Origin of the sequence: Kaistia dalseonensis (genome assembly GCF_030814715.1) — a bacterium.
Lineage (GTDB): Bacteria > Pseudomonadota > Alphaproteobacteria > Rhizobiales > Kaistiaceae > Kaistia > Kaistia dalseonensis.
Genome location: NZ_JAUSVO010000002.1, coordinates 1 through 21102, shown reverse-complemented (window position 1 = coordinate 21102; position 21102 = coordinate 1). Strand labels below are relative to the sequence as shown.

Annotated in this window: 17 protein-coding genes; 14 read left to right on the top strand and 3 right to left on the bottom strand. The window is 66.4% G+C overall.

The genetic code is table 11. From position 1 onward, the window contains the following. Window positions 1–220: 220 nt before the first annotated feature. The 4 genes from QO014_RS06275 to mutT all read left to right on the top strand — a co-directional run bounded on the left by QO014_RS06275 (window position 221) and on the right by mutT (window position 3688). On the top strand, window positions 221–1147 hold the full coding sequence (locus QO014_RS06275) for a peptidylprolyl isomerase (RefSeq protein WP_266347821.1): 927 nt from the start codon (window positions 221–223) through the stop codon (window positions 1145–1147). 130 nt (window positions 1148–1277) lie between these two features. After that, entirely contained in the window at window positions 1278–2510 is a 1233-nt protein-coding gene (gene argJ / locus QO014_RS06270; RefSeq protein ID WP_266347820.1) for a bifunctional glutamate N-acetyltransferase/amino-acid acetyltransferase ArgJ, read from the top strand. A 2-nt stretch (window positions 2511–2512) separates the two neighbouring features. Then, the gene (locus QO014_RS06265; protein ID WP_266347819.1) at window positions 2513–3265 is read left to right on the top strand and encodes a GNAT family N-acetyltransferase; all 753 of its coding nucleotides are present in this window, start codon (window positions 2513–2515) and stop codon (window positions 3263–3265) included. Between the two features lie 24 nt (window positions 3266–3289). Then, a complete protein-coding gene (mutT, locus tag QO014_RS06260) occupies window positions 3290–3688 on the top strand; it encodes an 8-oxo-dGTP diphosphatase MutT (RefSeq protein ID WP_266347818.1) in 399 nt (132 codons plus the stop codon). Between the two features lie 9 nt (window positions 3689–3697). Here mutT and QO014_RS06255 read toward each other — a convergent pair whose 3' ends face one another. Continuing rightward, window positions 3698–4564, bottom strand: coding sequence for a methyltransferase domain-containing protein (locus tag QO014_RS06255; protein WP_266347817.1), 867 nt, complete (start codon window positions 4562–4564; stop codon window positions 3698–3700). A gap of 108 nt (window positions 4565–4672) precedes the next feature. On the opposite strand from QO014_RS06255, the gene QO014_RS06250 reads away from it, so the two are divergent. The 4 genes from QO014_RS06250 to QO014_RS06235 are packed head-to-tail and all read left to right on the top strand — an operon-like array spanning window position 4673 to window position 7098. Beyond that, on the top strand, window positions 4673–5455 hold the full coding sequence (locus QO014_RS06250) for a ComF family protein (protein ID WP_266347816.1): 783 nt from the start codon (window positions 4673–4675) through the stop codon (window positions 5453–5455). A 41-nt stretch (window positions 5456–5496) separates the two neighbouring features. After that, a complete protein-coding gene (gene grxC / locus QO014_RS06245) occupies window positions 5497–5754 on the top strand; it encodes a glutaredoxin 3 (protein ID WP_266347815.1) in 258 nt (85 codons plus the stop codon). 43 nt (window positions 5755–5797) lie between these two features. Then, the gene (locus tag QO014_RS06240) at window positions 5798–6649 is read left to right on the top strand and encodes a carbon-nitrogen hydrolase family protein (protein ID WP_266347814.1); all 852 of its coding nucleotides are present in this window, start codon (window positions 5798–5800) and stop codon (window positions 6647–6649) included. Between the two features lie 14 nt (window positions 6650–6663). Then, complete coding sequence (locus QO014_RS06235) at window positions 6664–7098, top strand: DUF1178 family protein (protein WP_266347813.1); 435 nt, start codon at window positions 6664–6666, stop codon at window positions 7096–7098. Window positions 7099–7110: 12 nt separating this feature from the next. Here the strand turns inward: QO014_RS06235 and ubiG are convergent, their stop codons facing one another. Beyond that, window positions 7111–7860, bottom strand: coding sequence for a bifunctional 2-polyprenyl-6-hydroxyphenol methylase/3-demethylubiquinol 3-O-methyltransferase UbiG (gene ubiG, locus QO014_RS06230; protein WP_266347812.1), 750 nt, complete (start codon window positions 7858–7860; stop codon window positions 7111–7113). 198 nt (window positions 7861–8058) lie between these two features. Here ubiG and QO014_RS06225 point away from each other — a divergent pair, with 198 nt between their 5' ends. The 6 genes from QO014_RS06225 to clpB all read left to right on the top strand — a co-directional run bounded on the left by QO014_RS06225 (window position 8059) and on the right by clpB (window position 18135). Next, window positions 8059–9312 carry an aspartate kinase gene (locus tag QO014_RS06225; protein WP_266348594.1) on the top strand — a complete coding sequence of 418 codons (1254 nt, stop codon included), beginning with the start codon at window positions 8059–8061 and terminating at the stop codon, window positions 9310–9312. 160 nt (window positions 9313–9472) lie between these two features. Next, a complete protein-coding gene (gene ptsP, locus QO014_RS06220) occupies window positions 9473–11740 on the top strand; it encodes a phosphoenolpyruvate--protein phosphotransferase (RefSeq protein WP_266347811.1) in 2268 nt (755 codons plus the stop codon). 35 nt (window positions 11741–11775) lie between these two features. Next, on the top strand, window positions 11776–12831 hold the full coding sequence (prfA, locus tag QO014_RS06215) for a peptide chain release factor 1 (protein ID WP_266348593.1): 1056 nt from the start codon (window positions 11776–11778) through the stop codon (window positions 12829–12831). Further along, window positions 12828–13736, top strand: coding sequence for a peptide chain release factor N(5)-glutamine methyltransferase (gene prmC / locus QO014_RS06210; protein WP_266347810.1), 909 nt, complete (start codon window positions 12828–12830; stop codon window positions 13734–13736). Before prfA ends, prmC begins: the two co-directional genes overlap by 4 nt. Before the next feature lie 463 nt (window positions 13737–14199). Next, window positions 14200–15285: a DUF4167 domain-containing protein gene (locus QO014_RS06205; RefSeq protein ID WP_407660751.1), complete on the top strand. Its 1086-nt coding sequence runs from the start codon at window positions 14200–14202 to the stop codon at window positions 15283–15285. A 249-nt stretch (window positions 15286–15534) separates the two neighbouring features. Then, a complete protein-coding gene (clpB, locus tag QO014_RS06200; RefSeq protein WP_266347808.1) occupies window positions 15535–18135 on the top strand; it encodes an ATP-dependent chaperone ClpB in 2601 nt (866 codons plus the stop codon). A gap of 99 nt (window positions 18136–18234) precedes the next feature. Here the strand turns inward: clpB and QO014_RS06195 are convergent, their stop codons facing one another. Next, window positions 18235–20337 (bottom strand): M23 family metallopeptidase, encoded by a 2103-nt coding sequence (locus QO014_RS06195; RefSeq protein WP_266347807.1) that lies wholly within the window; start codon window positions 20335–20337, stop codon window positions 18235–18237. Window positions 20338–21102: the final 765 nt, after the last annotated feature.

Below are 21102 nucleotides of genomic sequence, written 5' to 3'. Positions count from 1 at the left end.
AGGCCGGAAACCGTCGGAAGCGCCGTCACCTCGGGTGTCAACAGCGTTCTGGACGCCGCGATCCGAGACAGATAAGAGGGGGCACTAAGGATGTCAACGTGGGCTCAGGGGCGCCGGACGCCTGAAGAATGCAGCGATAGCAACGAATCCACGCGCATGGTCCGCGACTGGACAGCGCCCTTCTCCTCAATCCCTCTCCGCAACGGAACAGGACACTTCGATGACGTTTCGTCTCACCACCCGCCGCGTTGGCCTGCGCGGTTCCGCGCTGGCCCTTCTTGGCCTGATCGCGCTCGCCGGCCCTGCGCTCGCGCAGGACGCCGCGACGCCGGCTCCCGCTGCTGCCGCCCCGGCCGCAGCCCCCGCGCCGATCGACCCGAAGACCGTCGTCGCGACGATCAACGGCTCGCCGATCACCGAGGCCGACCTCGATCTCGCCGCGCAGGATTTCAGCGAGGAGCTCGCCAAGGTCCCGGCCGACCAGCGCCGCAAGTCGGTTCTCGACGTGCTGATCGACCTGAAGCTGATGGCCAATGCCGCGGAGGGCGCGGGCCTCGACAAGTCGGATGAGTTCCAGCGCCGGCTGACGCTGCTGCGCGAGCGCGCGCTGCGCAACGAGTTCTTCCGCTCGCAGGTCGACGAGAAGATCACCGACGAGGCCGTGAGGAAGCGCTACGACGCGGAAATCGCCAAGGTCGCGCCGCAGGAAGAGATCCAGGCGAGCCACATCCTGGTCGAGACCGAGGATGAGGCCAAGGCCATCATCAAGCAGCTCGATGCCGGCGGCGACTTCGCGGCGATCGCCAAGGAGAAGTCGAAGGATCCGGGTTCCGCCAAGATGGGCGGCGATCTCGGCTATTTCAGCCAGGGCAAGATGGTGCCGGAGTTCGAGAAGGCGGCTTTCGCCCTCGAAGTCGGCAAGTACACCGAAACCCCGGTCAAGACCCAGTATGGCTACCATGTCATCAAGGTCACGGATAAGCGCAAGCAGCCGCTGCCGACTTATGACCAGGTCAAGGACCAGGTTCGCCAGCTCGTGCTGCGCGACACCTTCGTCAACGCTGTGACCACGCTCCGCAAGGAGAACAAGGTCGAGATCATCGACCCGACGCTGAAGTCCGACACGCCGGCTCAGCCGGCCAAGTAAGGCCCGCCAATCAAGGCCGGCTCCTGTCATCGTCGGGTCAAACCCGGCGACGACACTGCACCGCACTCTCGAACGGCCGGGCAAGCCCGGCCGTTCGGCATGATGAAGCCTCGATCCGGATCACGCCGCCATGTCCAGCGCCATTTCACCGCTCTCCGTTCCCTTCCCCGACATGCCGCCGATCGCCGGCGTGACGTTTGCGACCGCCGAGGCCGGCATCAAGTACAAGAACCGCCTCGACGTCTTCCTGGCGCTCTTTGCCGAGGGAACGACGGTGGCCGGCGTCTTCACGACGTCGAAATGCCCGTCGGCTCCCGTTGATTGGTGCCGCCAGTCGCTCAAGGGCGGCTCGGCGCGGGCGCTGCTCGTCAATTCCGGCAATGCCAACGCCTTCACCGGCAAGAAGGGCGTCGCCACGACGACGGCGCAGGGCCAGCTTGCGGCCGAGGCTGCCGGCTGCAGGCCGGATGAAGTGTTCCTCGCGTCGACCGGCGTCATCGGCGAACCGCTCGATGCCTCGAAATTCGCCGCCGTGCTGCCCGACGCCGCCCGGCGCGCCGCCGACGGCCCCTGGATCGACGCGGCCCGCGCCATCATGACGACCGACACCTTCCCGAAGGGCGCGACCCGTTCGGTCAAGATCGGCGATGCGACGGTGACCATCAACGGGATCGCCAAGGGCGCCGGCATGATCGCGCCCGACATGGCGACCATGCTCTCCTTCGTCGCGACCGATGCGGCGATCGCCGCCCCGGTGCTGCAGGCGCTGCTTTCCGCCGGCGTGGTCGGCTCGTTCAACGCCGTCACCGTCGACAGCGATACGTCGACCTCCGATACGCTGCTTCTCTTCGCCACCGGCAAGGCTCCCGGCGCGGAACTCGTCACCGATGTCGCCGATCCGCGTCTCGCGGGGTTCAAGGCGGCGCTCGACGAGGTGCTGCTCGATCTCGCCATCCAGGTTGCCCGCGACGGCGAAGGCGCGCGCAAGCTGATCGAGGTACGCGTCATCAACGCCGCCTCGGACCAGTCCGCCAAACGCGTCGCGTTCTCGATCGCCAATTCGCCCCTGGTCAAGACCGCCGCCGCCGGCGAGGACGCCAATTGGGGCCGTGTCGTCATGGCCGTCGGCAAGGCCGGCGAGCCGGCCGATCGCGACCTGCTGTCGATCTCCTTCGGCGAAACGCGGGTGGCCTTCGAAGGCGAGCGCGATCCCGATTACTCCGAGGATGTCGCCTCGGCCTACATGAAGAACAAGGAAATCGTCATCACGGCCGATCTCGGCCTGGGCGATGGCCGCGCTACGGTCTGGACCTGCGATCTGACCAAGGAATATGTCGCGATCAACGGCGATTATCGGAGCTGAGCGTGGACGCGTCGCCTTCGATCCTGCAAATCGAGGCGGCGTGCCTGTCGGCCTGGCCGTCGATCAAGTCGGCGCTCGATGGCAGCTGGCTCTGGCGCTTCGCCAAGGGCTATTCCAAGCGCGCCAACTCGGTCCAATGCCTCGATCCTGCCGATGATGGCGACGCTGCGCGGCGCCTGGCCGGCATGGCGGCACTCTCGGCGCGGCACGCGATCGCCCCGGTCTTTCGCGTGACGCCGCTCGCCGGCCCCGGCGTGCTCGATGCGCTCGATCAGGCGGGCTGGACGGCATTCGAGGAGAGCCGCGTGCTCGCCATGCGCCTCGACGGCCGGTCCTTCGATGTCGATGCCGATATCAGGTTCTTCGAGCCGACCGATCCGGCCTGGCTCGACGTTCAGGCGGCGATGAGCGGTTATTCGCCGGCGACGGTGGAGACGCTCAGGACCTTGCTCGGCCTCATCGCCCCGGAATCCAGAGGCCTTCTCGCCTATGACGCAGAGGGCAACCCGGCGGCGGCGGCGCTCGCCGTCAATGCCGGCGGCATCGGTGTCTATCTCAATGTCGTCACGCGGCCCGAAAACCGCCGTGCGGGCCATGGCCGTGCGGTCATGCGGGCAGCGCTGGATTGGACGCGGGCGGCGGGCGCTACCAGCGCCGCCATCCAGGTCATCAGCGACAATGCGCCGGCTGTGAGCCTCTATCAATCGCTCGGCTTCGACGAGATCTATCGCTATCACTATCGCCGCCCCAGCTGATCCCGCGCCGGAGAAAAACCCAGCATGAAGCTCCTGCTCGTCGTCGCCTGCGCATTGGTCGATGTCGACAATCGCATCCTGATCGCGCAGCGGCCGGAGGGAAAATCGCTCGCCGGCCTCTGGGAGTTTCCCGGCGGCAAGGTCGATCCCGGCGAATCGCCCGAAGACGCGCTCATTCGCGAATTGAAGGAAGAGCTGGGCGTCGAGACCAGGACGGCCTGTCTCGCGCCGCTGACCTTCGCCAGCCACGCTTATCCCGAATTCCACCTGCTGATGCCGCTCTATGTCTGCCGGCGCTGGTCCGGCATTCCAGAGAGCCGCGAGGGTCAGGCGCTGAAATGGGTGCGTGCCAAGGCGCTGCGCGACTATCCGATGCCGCCGGCCGACGAACCGCTGATTGCGCCGCTCATCGAGCTTCTCTGAGCACGCGCCTCATTTCGGCTCGTTGCTGCCCTTGACCGCCTTCAGCGCATCTTCGAGGCGCATGGTGGCCGAGCCGGGCTTCAGCGGCTTTGGCTGGCTTTCATGCGGCGCCCAGCCCGAAATCGAGATCAGCTCGAACGTCGCGCGGATGCGACCGTCGGGATCGGCATATCGCTCGGCGTAGAGCGCCGCGGCGCGGGCGAGGATTGCCCGGGTCAGCGGGCGCGGATCGCGGGCGGCCAGCGCGCTGGTCGCGCCCATGGCGCGGAGGTCGCGCATCAGATGGAAGATGGTGTCGTAGCGGACGATCAGCCGGTCGGTGTCGATGACGGGCAGCGCGAAGCCAGCGCGCTGCAGCAGGCCCCCCATGTCGCGTATGTCGGCGAAGGGGGCCACGCGCGGCGCGGCGCCACCCCTGATTTCGCTTTCCGCCGTCGTGAGCACGGTGCGCAGTTCCGTCAGCGTGTCGCCGCCGACCACGATCGCGAGCAGCAGCCCATCGGGTTTCAGCGCCCGCCTGATCTGTACCATGAGGCCGGGCAGATCATTGACCCATTGCAGCGCCAGCGCGCTGACGGCCAGATCGATCGAGGCCGGCGCGAGATCGAGCACTTCCGCCGCCAAGCCGTCATCGGTATCCGGCCGCACGATCGTGCCGACCTGGCCGCTCGCGATCAGCCGGGCCGCGAGATCCGGCGTAAGCGCATCGATGATGGCCGCCTGCCCGAAATGCCGCTTCACCGTCGCCAGCCGGTCGATCAGGTCTTCGGACGCCCGCGCCAGCAGGAAATCCGCGCCCGGTGTCGCCATGCGGCGGGCGCGGCTTCGATGGGCGGCAAGCAGGCTGCGGTCGAACAGGATCGGGGCACCGCTCATCGCGACAATCACCTTCGGGGTTGATCGGAAGCACGCTTATGAAGCGTCGGGCTCCTTTGGTCAAAGTTCCGCTCTTCCCGCCGCAGACAGCGTGATTTACGCTACGGCATGTCGCCCGATGCCGAGACCGCGCCTCGCCTTCATCGCACCGTCGCCCTGCGGCTGGCGGGCCTCGGGCGTGCGCTGGTCGATCTCGCGCTGCCGCCGGCCTGCATGGGCTGCGGGCGGCCCGTGGCGCGGACGGGCGCGCTCTGCGCGGCATGCTGGGGCGCGCTCAGGCTGATCGAGCGGCCGTTCTGCCAGCGCCTCGCCATCCCCTTCGGCTATGATATCGGCGCCCATGCGCTTTCGGCCGAGGCGATCGCCGATCCGCCGCCCTTTGACCGGCTTCGCGCCGTCGCGGTCTACGATACGCTGTCGGGCAAGATCGTGCAGGGCCTCAAATATCATGACCGGACCGAGCTCGCCGCGCCGATCGGGCAGATGATGGCCCGTGCGGCGGCGGAGTTCGCGGGGGATGTCGAGCTGATCGTGCCGGTGCCGCTGCACAGGCGGCGGCTCTGGCGCCGGCGTTTCAACCAGTCGGCCATGATCGGGCAGGCGATCGCGGCTGCGTTCGGCAAGCCGCTTTCGACCGATGCGCTGGTGCGCCTCAAGGCGACGCGGCGGCAGGTCGGGCTGAAGCCGGCCGAGCGCGCCGCCAATGTGCAGGGCGCATTCCGCGTGCCGGTCGCGGCCCGGCCCGCGGTGACGGGCCGGCATGTGCTGCTGGTCGACGATGTCTATACGACCGGCGCCACCGTGAAGGCTGCGACGCGTGCGCTCCTGCGCGGCGGGGCGAAGACGGTGGATGTCGTCGTGTTCGCGCGGGTTGTGGAAGGATCGTACTGACGCCTATATAATTCGCACTGCAACATCATTCGGGAACCATCATGGCCGAAGTCACGATCTACACGCGGCAGGGCTGCGGCTATTGCGTCGCCGCCAAGCGCCTGCTCGACAACAAGGGTGTCGCCTATGTCGAACATGATGCGACGGGCAACCCCGATCTCCGCCAGGAGATGATCACGCGCGCCGGCGGGCGCTCGACCTTCCCGCAGGTCTTTGTCGGCTCGACCCATGTCGGCGGCTGCGACGACCTGCATGCGCTGGAACGGCAGGGCGGTCTGGACCCTCTGCTGGCCGCCTGAACAAGCTGCGCATCCCTCACTGACGAATAGGAAAGAAAAGCCGATGGCGAGCTTCAAGGCGGCGTGTGTACAGATGCGCAGCGGCCGTTCGGTCCAGGCCAATGTCGAGGCGGCGGAGGCGATGATTCGCGAAGCCGCCGCGGCCGGCGCGGGCTATGTGCTGACGCCGGAGATGACGACGATCCTCGATCGCGACAAGGCGAACCTGCTCGCCTCGATCGGCCCGGAAGATATCGATCCGTCGCTGCAGCGCTTCCGCGAACTCGCCCGCGAGCTGGGCATTCACCTTCATATCGGCTCGATGGCGATCAAGCTGCCCGACGACCACATCGCCAACCGCTCGTTCCTGATCGCGCCGAACGGCGCGATCGTCGGCCGCTATGACAAGATCCACATGTTCGACGTCGATCTCTCCGGCGGCGAGAGCTACCGCGAATCGGCCACCTATCGCGCCGGCGACACCGCCGTCGTCGCCGACCTGCCCTGGACGAAGCTCGGCCTCACCGTCTGCTACGATGTCCGCTTCCCGGTGCTGCACCGGACGCTCGCCAAGGCCGGCGCAGCGGTGATCGCCGTTCCGGCCGCCTTCACCAAGAAGACGGGCGAGGCGCATTGGGACGTACTGTTGCGCGCCCGGGCGATCGAGACCGGCTCCTATATCGTGGCGGCGGCGCAGGGCGGCCATCACGAAGACGGCCGCGATACCTATGGCCACAGCATGATCATCGACCCCTGGGGCAAGATCCTCGTCGAGGCCGGCATCGAGCCGGGCATCATCGTGGCCGACATCGATCCGGCCTTCTCGGCGAGCGCGCGTCAGGCGATCCCGGCGCTGCTGAACGAGCGGTCCTTCTCGCTGCCCGAAATTCCGATGGTTGGTTCGTTCGCCATCTGACCTATATTCGTTGAATGATACGCTACAATCTCATCTGCACGGCCGGCCATGATTTCGATGGCTGGTTTCGCGACGCCGGCGCCTTCGACAAGGCCGTGGCGGCGTCGGCGGTGACGTGCCCGGTCTGCGGCACGCCCGATGTCGTCAAGGCGCTGATGGCGCCGAACGTCTCGACCTCCAGGAAGCGCGAATCGGCGGCGCTCAAGGTCGCCGCGCCCGATCCGCGCCAGGCGGCTATGGTCGAGATGCTGCGGCAAGTCCGCGCCCATGTCGAGGCAAACGCCGAGAATGTCGGCGACCGCTTCGCCGAAGAGGCGCGCAAGATCCATTATGAGGAAGTCGAGCCGCGCGGCATCTATGGCGAGGCGTCCGTCGAGGAAGCGCGCGCCCTGATCGACGAGGGTATCGAGTTCCACCCCCTGCCGGTCCTGCCGGAAGAGACCAACTGAAGCGGATCGAGTTCAGGCCCGCGTGGCGGCCAGCATGTAGTTGACGTCCATGTCGGACGAGGTCTTCCAATGGTCGCGGATCAGGTCGTAGACGACGCCGCTTTCGGCCGAGACATCGAGGCCCGCGACAGCCAGGGCCGCGGCGAGTTCGGCGGGCTTCACCAGTTTCTCGTAGGAATGGGTGCCGCGCGGCAGCCAGCCGAGCACATATTCGGCGGCGACGATCGCGAGCAGCCTGGCCTTGGGCGTGCGGTTGATGGTGGACAGCACCATCAGTCCGCCCGGCTTCACCATGCGGGCCGTTTCCTGGATGAAGAGATCGAGATCGGCGACATGCTCGACGATCTCCATGGCGAGGACGATGTCGAATTGCTCTCCGGCATCGGCGAGTGCCTCCGCCGTCGTGGCGCGGTAATCGATGGCGAGGCCGGCCTCGCGCGCATGCAGCGCCGCGACGCCGATATTGGTGGGCGAGGCATCCGCGCCCACGATATCCGCGCCGAGCCGCGCCATCGGCTCGGAGAGAAGGCCGCCGCCGCAGCCTATGTCGAGGATGCGCAGGCCTGCGAGCGCCTTTGGATCGTTCATGTCGCGGCCGAAGCGCTTGGCGGCCTCCGCCTTGATGAAGCCGATCCGGATCGGGTTCAGCCGGTGCAGCGGGCCGAACTTGCCTTTCGGCGCCCACCATTCGGCGGCGATCGCGGAGAAATGCGCGATCTCGTCCTGGTCGACGGTGGTGCGGGGCTCGGTCGCTGCGATCATCGGAGGCTCCTTCACGGCGGAAGGTCGTCGCCGGGGCCGGTTAAGTCAAGCGATGCGATGGCGCGCCCGCGCCATGCAAGCGCCGTTGCGGCCCGATCGCTAAATCGCTATGAAGCGCGCGTCCGGCGAAGAGCTTTGCCGGAATAGTTCCAATCCTCTCCGCCTCTCCCGCGGAAACTGCCCTTTTGAAGGTTGATGATGGCCCGGTTGGTGATGAAGTTCGGCGGTACGTCCGTCGCCGATATCGATCGCATCCGTAATGTGGCCCGTCATGTCAAACGCGAGGTCGAGGCCGGCTACGAGGTCGCCGTCGTCGTTTCGGCGATGTCCGGCAAGACCAACGAACTCGTCGGCTGGACGCGGGCTTTGGCTCCCATGCATGACGCGCGCGAATATGATGCCGTCGTCGCCTCGGGCGAGCAGGTGACCTCGGGTCTGCTCGCCATCGCGCTGCAGGAGATCGGCATCAATGCCCGCTCCTGGCAGGGCTGGCAGATCCCGATCAAGACCGACGGCGCCCATGGCGCGGCCCGGATCGTCGATATTGACGGTTCGAAGCTGGTCGAGCGGCTTGCCCAGGGCCAGGTCGCGGTGATTGCCGGCTTCCAGGGCATCGGCCCGGACAACCGCATCGCGACGCTCGGTCGGGGCGGCTCGGATACGAGCGCGGTCGCGATCGCGGCGGCGATCGGCGCCGAGCGCTGCGATATCTATACCGATGTGGACGGCGTCTATACGACCGACCCCCGCATCGTGCCGAAGGCCAAGCGCCTCGACCGCGTCTCCTATGAGGAGATGCTTGAAATGGCGTCGCTCGGCGCCAAGGTGCTGCAGGTGCGTTCCGTCGAGCTCGCCATGGTCCATGGCGTGCGCACCTTCGTTCGTTCCAGTTTCGACGATCCCGCTGATCCGCGGCTCGGCGATCCCCGGAATCCCCCAGGTACCCTCATTTGCGACGAGGACGAGATCGTGGAAAAGCAGGTCGTCACCGGCATCGCCTATTCGAAGGACGAGGCGCAGATCTCGCTCCGCGAAGTCGCGGACAAGCCGGGCGTTGCGGCCGCCGTGTTCGTGCCGCTCGCCGAAGCCAATATCAATGTCGACATGATCGTGCAGAACGTCTCAGAGGACGGCACGACGACCGACATGACCTTCACCGTACCGACGACGGATTTCGACCGGGCGCTGAAGGTGCTCGAAGGCGCGCGCGCCGCGATCGGCTATGTGAACATCCAGGGCTCGGGCGATCTCGTCAAAGTCTCGGTGATCGGCATCGGCATGCGCAGCCATGCGGGCGTCGCGGCCTCGGCATTCAAGGCGCTGGCGTCGAAGGGCATCAACATCCGCGCGATCACCACTTCGGAGATCAAGATCTCGATCCTGATCGATTCGGCCTATGCCGAGCTTGCGGTTCGCACGCTTCATTCCCTATACGGTCTCGACGCCGCTTGACATAAGGCTCGCCGAGCCGTCGAAAGAGCGTTGTACGTCCGGCCTCACTCGTGCCACGAGTCGGTCGGATAGGATGCGGGAGACGGCGAATCAGCCGTGTCCGGGGGCGGGTTTCGGTGGTCGAACTCCGTCGGCTTTGAATTCTTGAGGAAGGCGGACCATGCGGGGGTCTCTCGCCGGGCCGCGCGTCCTGCTCCGCCGCCTGCGCGAGATCATGGCGGAGCCGATCAGCGCGCAAGACCGGCTCGACAAGATCGTGGCGCAGATTGCGTCCAACATGGTCGCGGAAGTGTGCTCGGTCTATGTGCTGCGCGCCGACGATGTGCTTGAGCTCTATGCCACCGAAGGTCTGAACCGCTCGGCCGTGCACCAGACCGGGCTGAAGGTCGGCCAGGGTCTCGTCGGCCTGATCGCGGCCGATGCGCGCCCGCTCAACCTGCCCGACGCGCAGAGCCATCCCGCCTTCGCCTATCTGCCGGAGACCGGCGAGGAGATCTACAACGCCTTTCTCGGCGTGCCGATCCTCAGGGCCGGCCGCACTCTCGGCGTACTCACCGTCCAGAATCGCGCCCATCGCACCTATTTCGACGAGGAAGTCGAAGCGTTGCAGACGACGGCGATGGTCCTGGCGGAGATGATCGCGGTGGGGGAGCTCGAAGGGCTCGCCCGGCCGGGAACGGCGCTCGATTCGAAGCGCCCGCTCTCCATCAAGGGCAGTTCGCTTTCGGAAGGCATCGCGCTCGGTCATGTCGTGCTGCACGAGCCGCGCGTCGTCGTCACCGCGCTGATCGCCGAGGATTCGGAGAAGGAGCGGCTGCGGCTCGAGCAGGCGATCGCCCATCTGCGCCTCTCCGTCGACGACATGCTCTCGCGCGATGACATTGCGCTTGCCGGCGAGCATCGCGACATTCTCGAAGCCTACCGGATGTTCGCCTATGACCGTGGCTGGGCCCGGCGCATGGACGAGGCGATCCAGAACGGCCTTTCGGCGGAAGCCGCTGTCGAGAAAGTGCAGAGCGATACGCGCGCGCGCCTGCTGCGCCAGACCGATCCCTATCTGCGCGAGCGGCTGCACGATTTCGACGATCTGGCGAACCGGCTGCTCCGCGAGCTGATCGGCAAGGCCGCTGGCGTCGACCGTGCCTCGATGCCCAAGGACGGCATCATCGTCGCGCGCAATATGGGCGCGGCCGAACTGCTCGATTATGACCGCAGCCGCGTGCGCGGCCTGATCCTCGAAGAGGGCGGCCCGACGAGCCACATCACCATCGTGGCGCGCGCGCTCGGCATTGCGACGATCGGGCGGGCGAACAACATCGTCTCGCTGGTCGAAAACGGCGACGCCATCATTCTCGACGGCGATACGGGCGAGGCGCATATCCGTCCGCCGGCCGATGTCGAGATCGCCTATGCGGAGAAGGTCAAGTTCCGCGCCAAGCGCCAGGCGCAATACAGGCTTTTGCGCCACAAGCCGGCGGTGACGAAGGACGGCGTGCGCGTCGCCCTCAACATGAATGCCGGCCTGCTGGTCGACCTGCCGCATCTGGCCGAGGCCGGCGCGGAGGGCATCGGCCTGTTCCGCACCGAACTGCAGTTCATGGTGGCGTCGACCATGCCGCGCATGAACGCGCAGACCCAGCTTTATGCCTCCGTGCTGGAGGCGACCGGCGATCGTCCCGTCACCTTCCGCACGCTCGATATCGGTGGCGACAAGGTGCTGCCCTATATGCGCTCGCAGCCGGAGGATAATCCGGCGCTGGGCTGGCGCGCGATCCGCCTCGGCCTCGATCGGCCGGCGCTGCTGCGCATGCAGTTGCGGGCGCTTCTGCGCGCGGCCGCCGGACGCGAGCTCAGGGTGATGCTGCCCATGGTCACCGAAGTGTCGGAAATCCGGCAGGCGCGCGGATTGCTCGATCGCGAGATCACGCAATTGACCCGCCACGGCCATGCGCCGCCCTCGAAGATCCTGCTCGGCTCGATGATCGAGGTGCCGGCGCTGCTGTTCCAGCTCGACGCGCTGATGGCCGAGACCGATTTCGTTTCGGTCGGTTCGAACGATCTTTTGCAGTACATGACTGCCAGCGATCGCGGCAATACGCGCGTCGCCAGCCGCTTCGACCCGATTTCGCGCCATTTCCTGCGCGCGCTGAGATCGATCGTGACGGCGGCGGAGCGGGCCGGCAAGCCGGTGACGCTGTGCGGCGAGATCGCGGGACGGCCGCTCGCGGCGCTGGCGCTCGTCGGCATCGGCTTTCGCTCGCTTTCCATGTCCGCGGCCTCGATCGGCCCGGTCAAGGCGACACTGCTCGGACTCGATATCGGCAAGTTGCGCGCGGTGCTCGACCCGCTGCTTGCCTCGGATTCGGGTGAGGATGGGATCAGCGCGGCGCTTCTCGCCTTCGCTGAAAGGGAAGGCGTGCCAATCTGACTGTTCTCTCGCCAGACGTTCCGCGCCCGCCGGGGCTGCCATGGGACAAGATCGATCAGCTCGTCACCCGCGCGGAACTCATCGATCAGAAGCTCGCCGCGACCAGCGACGGCGAGGTGCTGGTGCGCCTGTCGAAGGAACGGGCGGAGCTTGCCGATGTGGTTGATGCCATCGGGCGGCTGAGCTCGGCCATTGTGGAGCGTGAATCGCTCGCCGAAATGGCCGACGACCCCGACATGGCGGCGCTCGCCGAGGAGGAGCGCCCGGCGCTCGATGCCAGGATCGAGGCGCTGATCCAGGATGTGCGCGTCCTGCTGCTGCCGAAGGACGCCGCCGACGAGAAGAGCGCCATCCTCGAAATCCGCGCCGGTACCGGCGGCGACGAAGCGGCGCTGTTCGCGGGCGATCTGTTTCGCATGTACCAGCGCTATGCCCAGTTGCACGGCTGGAAGGTCCAGGTCCTGTCCGAAAGCGAGGGCGAGGCCGGCGGCTACAAGGAAATCATCGCCGACGTCACCGGCAAGGGCGTGTTCGCGCGGCTCAAGTTCGAATCGGGCGCGCATCGCGTGCAGCGTGTGCCGGCGACCGAGGGCAGCGGCCGCATCCACACCTCGGCGGCGACTGTCGCCGTGCTCCCCGAGGCGGAGGATGTCGATATCGACATCCGCCCCGAGGACATCAAGATCGACACGACGCGGGCCTCTTCCGCGGGTGGCCAGCACGCCAATACGACCGATACGGCCGTGCGCATTACCCATATCCCGACCGGCACGGTGATCGTCGTCGCCGGTCGCTCGCAGCACCAGAACCGCGCGCAGGCGACGCAGATCCTGCGCGCACGCCTCTTCGACCTCGAGCGCGAGCGGCTTTCCTCCGAGCGCGCGGCCGATCGCAAGGGCCAGGTTGGCTCCGGCGATCGTTCCGAACGCATCAGGACCTATAATTTTCCGCAAGGACGTGTCACGGATCACCGGATCAATCTGACCCTCTACAAACTCGAGGCGGTGATGTCGGGCGAGGCGCTGGACGAGGTGATCGAGCCCCTGATCACCGAACATCAGGCGGGCCTGCTCGCCCAGCTCGATTCATGAGCGACGGTGGCGCGACCCTCGGTTCGATCCGCCGCATGGCCGCGCGCCGGCTTGCGGCTGCACTTTCTTCCGATGATACGCCGGCGCTCGATGCGCGCCTGCTGATCGCGGCCGCCGTGGGGCTCGATGCCGACCGGCTGGTGCTCGCCGATTATCGCGCCGTCACCCCGGCCGAGGCCGCCGTGATCGAGCGCTATCTGGAACGTCGTATTGCCGGCGAGCCGGTGGCGCGGATCATTGGCGCCAAGGAATTCTGGGGGCTGCCCTTCGTGCTCGCGCCCGAGACGCTGGTGCCACGACCCGATACCGAAACTCTCGTCGAGGCTGTCCTCGCCTATTTCGACCGGCGCGGCGGGCGGGAACGCCCCTTCACGCTCGTCGATATCGGGACGGGCACGGGCGCGATCCTGATCTCGCTGCTGACGGAATTGCCGAGCACGGTCGGGATTGGCGTCGATCTTTCCGAGGGCGCGGCCCGGCAGGCACGCGACAATGCGGAAGCGCTCGGCGTTGCCGATCGCAGCCTGTTCATCAAGGGCTTGTGGGGCCTTGCGGCCGGGCAGGCCGATGTAATCGTCTCGAACCCGCCCTATATAGTGAGTTCGATCATCGAAACGCTCGATGCGACCGTCAAGGATCACGATCCACGACTGGCGCTCGATGGCGGGCCGGACGGGCTCGATGCCTATAGGGCCATCATCGCCGATCTCGATCGTATCATGGCGCCGGGTGGCGCCGCCTTCCTGGAGATCGGCTACGATCAGGCGGCCACGGTCGCAGCGCTTCTGGCCGAAGGCGGCTTCGAGGCTATGGTCCATCGTGACCTCGCCGGACATGACCGCGTGCTGGAGATCAGCCGTGTTTCCGATGGCATCACGATCGGATCATTGGGAGTGATCGAATAATCTGCTTGGAAATCGGCCGCGAAGCGGCTAGTTTTCGAGCCGCCGCAGATGGATTTGATGCGTCTTCCGGGTGCTGAGGCGAAAGCCGCGCACGGAGTTGCGCGGTGCGGGCCGCCAGATGACCATGGGATCGGCGACGGGGACCGATCAGGGTCTTGTTGGCACGGGCATCATCTCTTCTCGGTACGGCACGAAATTTCCGGGACAGCTCGCGTAGGACGCGGATGTTCCGCCGATGCGGTCCAGAGACGGATCGCGGGCGGTTCTAGCTCGACGGATCGTGACGATCGTTTTCGCCGATTCCGGCATCTCGGGGAGGATCCTCGCGATGGCCCAGTCGACGGGTTTGGCCGACCGGTGCATGGCGCCGGTCGAAGGCTTTGTTTGACCTTGGTGGTCACGGAAGAGAAAACTCATGCGACCAGGACAGCAGAATAATAACAATAATAACAATAACAAACGTATGCGCGGACGGAACCGCAAGGGTCCCAATCCGCTGACGCGTTCCTTCGAGAGCAATGGCCCGGACGTCAAGATTCGTGGCACCGCACTTCACATCGCCGAGAAGTACGTGACGCTGGCGCGCGATGCGCAGTCGTCGGGCGACCGCGTGATGGCGGAAAGCTATCTGCAACATGCCGAGCACTATTTTCGCGTGATCGCCGCGGCGCAGGCGCAGAATGCGCAGCCCCAGCCTTTCGCGCGCGTCGATCAGGATGATGACGGCGTGGACGAAGAGGATGATCGCTTCAGCGATCGCTTCGGCCAGCATGATCGCATCCAGGCAGGCGGGGAATTCGGCGGCCAGAACGACCCGCAGCCCTTCGTCAATGGCAATGGCGGCGCGCCGGATGCCTCCGGCGAGCGCTACCAGTCGCGCGACCGCAACGATCGGCAGGACCGTGGCGAGCGTCAGCCGCGACAGGATCGTGGTGATCGCCAGCAGCAGGACCGGTCGAATCAGGACCGCCAGCCGCAGCAGGAGCGTTCCTTCCAGGACAATCCCGAGCGCGACGGCCAGCCGGAGCAGCGCGCGGAGCGCCAGGATCGCGGCGAGCGGCAGGAGCGGGGCGACCGTCCCTTCCGTGATCGTGGCGACCGTGGCCCGCGCCGCGAGCGCGGCGAGCGTCCGCCCCGTTCGGACCTGCCGCGCTTCGTGACTGGCGAGCCTGCGCCGCAGCCGGCCTTCGAGCCGCGGCCCGTGGCCGAGCAGCAGCCCGTCATCGTCGAGGCGCCGGCCGTCGTCGAAGCCGTGGTGGCCGCGCCCAAGCCGGAGCCCAAGGTCAAGGCGGAGCCCAAGCCCGCGCCCGAGCACAAGCCCGCGCCCGAGCCGGCTCCGCAGCCGGAAATCGTTGCGGTGCCCGAGTTCGTTGCCGCCGCTGAGCCGGTCGCCGCGACCGTCGAGCCCGCGAGCGAGGCAGCCGTACCGGCAGCGGAGGACGAGAGCTTCCGCCCGCGCCGTCGCCGCACCACCCGTCCGCGCCGGACGGCTGCGAGCGAGGAAGCGGCCGAGCCGCAGCTCGCGATCGAGCCCGTCGGCGACGAATAATCGATTGCCGTCTATCGACTGAAATCAACGCCCGGACCGCACAGTCCGGGCGTTTTTTCGTTATCGCCGTGCAGTCCTGCCGTGCTGCGCGTAGTCTTTGACAAATCTCAATGCGCCCCCTTTCTGTTGCGTTAGTGTCACACCATATTCGCTCAGGCAGGCCGGACAGGCTGCCACGGGCAGCAATGCCCGGGTCATGAGCGGCTCGCTTGTGCCTTCGGGGCGGCGGGTCCGGGTCAGGAGGCACATATGAACTTTGAAAACTATTCCGAGCGCGCCCGCGGGTTCATCCAGTCAGCCCAGACGCAGGCATTGACGCGTGGCAACCAGCAGTTCGCGCCCGAACATCTTCTGAAGGTACTGCTCGACGACGAGGAAGGCCTCGCCGGCGGGTTGATCGATGCGGCCGGTGGCCGTTCGCGCGATGCGCTCGCCGCGACCGAGCGTGCGATCGACGCCATGCCGAAGGTTTCCGGCGGTGGCGCGGGGCAGCTCTATCTCGCGCCCGCGCTCGCCAAGGTCTTCGACCAGGCGGAAAAGCTCGCCAAGAAGGCCGGCGACAGCTTCGTCACGGTCGAGAGGCTTCTCCTCGCGCTCGCGCTTGAGAAGGACGCCAAGACGGCGGACATCCTCAAGGATGCCGGCGTGACGGCTGTCGGCCTCAACCGGGCGATCGACGCTCTGCGCCAGGGCCGCACGGCTGATACGGCCGGCGCCGAAGGGCAGTATGACGCGTTGAAGAAATACGCCCGCGACCTGACGCAGGCGGCGCGTGACGGCAAGCTCGATCCGGTCATCGGCCGGGATGACGAGATCCGGCGCACGATCCAGGTCCTGTCGCGTCGGACCAAGAACAATCCCGTCCTCATCGGTGAACCCGGAGTCGGCAAGACCGCGATCGCGGAAGGGCTGGCGCTCAGGATCGTCAATGGCGACGTGCCGGAGAGCCTGCGCGACAAGCGTCTTCTGGCGCTCGACATGGGATCGCTGATCGCGGGCGCGAAATATCGCGGCGAGTTCGAGGAGCGGCTGAAGGCCGTGCTGAACGAGGTCATGTCGGCCAATGGCGGCATCATCCTCTTCATCGACGAGATGCACACGCTGGTGGGTGCCGGCAAGTCGGACGGCGCGATGGACGCGTCGAACCTGCTGAAGCCGGCCCTGGCCCGCGGCGAGTTGCATTGCGTCGGCGCGACCACGCTCGACGAATACCGCAAATATGTCGAGAAGGACGCGGCGCTCGCCCGGCGCTTCCAGCCGGTTTTCGTCGGCGAGCCGACGGTCGAGGATACGATCTCGATCCTGCGCGGCATCAAGGAGAAGTATGAGCTGCATCACGGCGTCCGCATCACGGATTCCGCGCTGGTCTCGGCTGCGACCTTGTCGAATCGCTACATCACCGACCGTTTCCTGCCCGACAAGGCGATCGACCTGGTCGACGAGGCGGCCGCGCGGCTGCGCATGCAGGTCGATTCCAAGCCCGAGGCGCTCGACGAGCTCGATCGCCGCATCATTCAGCTCAAGATCGAGCGGGAAGCGCTGAAGAAGGAGACCGACCAGGCCTCCAAGGATCGGCTCGTCCGGCTCGAGAAGGAACTGACCGACCTCGAGGAGGAATCGGCCGCCTTCACCCAGCGCTGGCAGGCGGAGAAGGAAAAGCTCAACGCCGCGCAGAAGGTGAAGGAGCAGCTCGACCAGGCCCGCAGCGATCTCGAAAAGGCGCAGCGGACGGGCGATCTGGCGAAGGCCGGTGAGCTCGCCTATGGCACGATCCCCGCTCTCGAGCGTCAACTCGCCGAGGCCGAGAAGGCGCAGACCAGCACGATGATGGAAGAGGCGGTGACGCCCGAGCATGTCGCGCAGGTCGTTGCCCGCTGGACCGGCATTCCGGTCGACAAGATGCTGCAGGGCGAGCGCGAAAAGCTGCTGCACATGGAAGACGATCTCGGCAAGCGCGTCGTCGGCCAGGCCGAAGCCGTGCATGCGGTCTCGACCGCGGTCCGCCGGGCCCGTGCCGGCCTGCAGGATCCGAACCGGCCGATCGGCTCGTTCATGTTCCTGGGCCCGACCGGTGTCGGCAAGACCGAGCTCACCAAGGCGCTCGCCTCGTTCCTGTTCGACGACGAGGCCGCGATGGTGCGTATCGACATGTCGGAGTTCATGGAGAAGCACTCCGTCTCGCGGCTGATCGGTGCCCCTCCCGGCTATGTCGGCTATGAGGAAGGTGGCGTCCTGACCGAGGCGGTGCGGCGTCGGCCCTACCAGATCGTTCTGTTCGACGAGATCGAGAAGGCGCATCCCGATGTCTTCAACGTGCTGCTGCAGGTTCTCGACGATGGCCGCCTGACCGATGGTCAGGGCCGCACGGTCGACTTCAAGAACACGATGATCGTGATGACCTCCAATCTCGGTGCCGAATATCTGGCAAACCTCCGCGATGAAGAGGATGTCGATGCGGTCCGCGAGCAGGTCATGGCCGTCGTGCGGTCGCATTTCCGGCCGGAATTCCTGAACCGGCTCGACGACATCATCCTGTTCCACAGGCTGAAGCGGGCCGAGATGGGCCGGATCGTCGAGATCCAGCTGAAGCGGCTGCAGAAGCTGCTCGATGAGCGCAAGGTCGAGCTCGAGCTCGACGAGAGCGCCCGCGCCTGGCTCGCCGAGAAGGGTTACGATCCGACCTATGGCGCGCGTCCGCTGAAGCGGGTGATCCAGCGCTATGTGCAGGATCCGCTCGCCGACAAGCTGCTCGCCGGCGAGATTGCCGATGGGACGCGGGTCAAGATCACGGCCGGAACGGACAAGCTCCTGTTCCTGCCGCGTGGCGAGGCCTCCGCCAAGGCGGCGTAAGCCTGGTCTCTCTCAAACGAAAAGGCCCGGACTGCAAAGTCCGGGCCTTTTTCATGTTGAGCTGTGTGCGGCGCCGTCTTCGCCGTGGCGCGTCCGGCGTTACCGCGTCGTGACGCCGTCGACGGAGGCGACCTTGGCACCGGCCGGCATGCCGAGCAGGGTATCGATACGGACCTTCTCTGCATTGAACGCCGTCAGCATGTCGCCCTGCAGCACGCGACCGCGCGGCAGGCGCACGCGCAGCGGGTCGACCGGCTTGCCATTGATGCGCACCTCGTAATGGAGATGCGGACCCGTGGAGAGGCCCGTCGAGCCGACATAGCCGATGACCTGGCCCTGGCGGACCTTCATGCCGGGCCGGATGCCCCTCAGGATCGCCGACTGGTGGCCATAGGCCGTCTCATAGCCATTGGTATGCCGTATGAGCGTGAAATTGCCGTAGCCCGCGCTCCAGCCGGCCTTTTCGACCACGCCATTGCCGGCCGCCATGATCGCGGTGCCGCGCGGAGCCGCCCAGTCGACGCCGGGATGGAGGCGGACATAGCCGAGGATCGGGTGGCGGCGATAGCCGAAGGGCGAGCGGACGATGCCGCCATTCATCGGCTTGCGGACGAGGAACTTCTTGGCGCTGCGGCCGTCCTCGTCGAAATAGTCGACGACGCCGTCATCGGGCGAACGATAGCGATAATAGCGCTTGGTCGCGCCGTCGATCGTGATCGCCGCATAGAGGATTTCATCATCAGCATCGCTACCGCCATCCTCGGGCAGCGAGTGGAACACCTCAATGCCGTCGCCGGGCGCCACGCGGGCCTGGAAGTCGACATCATAGGAGAAGATGCGGATCAGGTCGTCCACCAGCGGTTCCGGCATCTTCTGCTGCAGCGCGGTCTCGTAGATCGCGCTGTAGAGCGTCGGCATCGGGCCTTCATCATGCGATGTCTCGGGCTGGTCGGCCGTCTCGAATTCGTCGGTCGAGCTTTCCGGCTCGTCGGCGCGGATGAAGGTGTCGTCGTCACGCCGCGCCACGGTCGCCTGGTGCACGCCTTCGTCATAGATCGAAACGCGCATTGGCCGCGTGGTGTCGCCCTCGACGGAGACGAGGAGCCGAATCTTCTGCCCGGCATGAAGCTCCGACAGGTCGATCAGGTCGGACATGGCCGATACGATATTGCCCGTATCGTCATCGCTGACGCCATTGGCGTCGAGCACGTCCTTGAGGCTCTGCTTCTTGTCGACCGTCGCGACGATCTCTTCCGACCGGGTGGTCGGCGTCGCCTTCGAGACGAAGGAAACGTTCTCCGGCACGATCGTGACCCCGAGCGCCGTGAAGGGGTCCGCGCCGCTTTCGTCGAAGCTGAATCGCTGCGGGTCGACATAGGGGATCGCCGCCATGAGCGGGCCGGGCGTATCCTGGCGCAAGGTCGAGCGCAGGATCTGCTCGACTTCGGCGACGTCATATTGCGGCTCGTCGTCGCCTATGTCCTCAGTGATCGGGAAGTCCGTCACCTTGACGGAAATCTCTCCGTCGACATTGGCGCCGTAGATTTGTTCCTGCTCGGCCGGCGGCGGCACGTCGGTGGCGACATCGGTGCCATCGACCGCCGCGCCGTCCGCATCGACCGGCGCATCGGTCGCGATGCCATCACCGGAATCGCCGTCGCCCGAGGCGCCTTCGCCATCGACGACGCCGAGATCACCCGATGGCGCCGGCGCCGCATTGGCGACGATCGGCGGGTCCTTGTCGGAATCCCCGCCGGCGAGTCGCATGGGATCGAATTTCGGGACATTGTCGCTCAAATCGGTGAGGCTCGTCGCCAGCGAGGTCGCGATCTTGGCGAAGGGCTTCATCTTGATCAGGTCGCGATCGCCCTGGCGGCTGACCGTGCTGACCTGGATGACCTGGCGATCGGAGATCGGTTCGCGCGTCGGGCGGATGCGGTCGCCCTTATGGCCATTGGAGAGGCCCGGATCGGCGGTCGCGACCTTGGCGACGCGGCCGGTCTCGGGCGGGACGGCGAGCTGGTGGCGTCCATCGAGCGCCGCCATGAGGGCGCCGCCCATCAGCACCGTCGACGTCAGGCCCGTCAGGATCGTTCCGGCGAGCCAGCGAATGCTGACGCTTCGACGCTGTGGCGCGCCGTCGGGCGATGTCCCGACCGACAGAGGCGGCTCGTGGCCGAGGTCGATTTCCTCGCCATGCATGCCTCGTGAATGCGCCCCGTACGCCGATCCCTTCACTGTCCCGTCGTCTCCCCGTGGCCGGCGGCTTGATCGCCGCCTGTCTACCCGAAGGCCCATTCCTGAATTGACGAAGGAACTTGCCGTCTGGGCCAGTCCAAGTCAACGAACGGAGCCGAGCAAATGCCGGAATCACAAAAGGCGGTCCGGCGAGGACGGCGAGACGAAAAACGCCCGCCACAGTCGACTCGCTCTGTTGGCGGTGTCGACCGCTCATCAGGTCGTCCCGCATCATGTCAGCAATATGGCTGCACGGCATTCGCTCGCGCGTATGCGTATCCATATACCGGCACGGCGATCTCACGGCGAAGGTCGCCCGGTGTCGGAGTGTGAAGGCGGAGGTGTGAGGGGAGGGCGCCGCGCGGTCCCGATCCCGGCCCCGGCCTGGTGCCGGTGGATTGTTCCGGTCTGGTGGGCCTGCTCTTCGATGGAGCTTCGCAAGAGAGCTTTTGGATCGAGGTGAGGCCGGGGCTCCGTTCCGCGTTACGACCTGTGGCCCGGGCGTGAGCCGGCACTGCGGGGCTGTGGATTTCGCGCGGCAGCCATTTCGTCAGGCTGGGCCTCGCTTTCCGCGATCTGCTTAGCCTGCTTATCCACAAGGGCGAGGCATTTGGGGCATTTTTCTCTGCCGATCTTATGATTTGGTCGTTGACAGATTGGGGTGTTGGGCCTAGAAACCGCCTCAAGAACGCGGGCGGCACCGCTGCCGGCGGACGGAAAGCTCGTCTC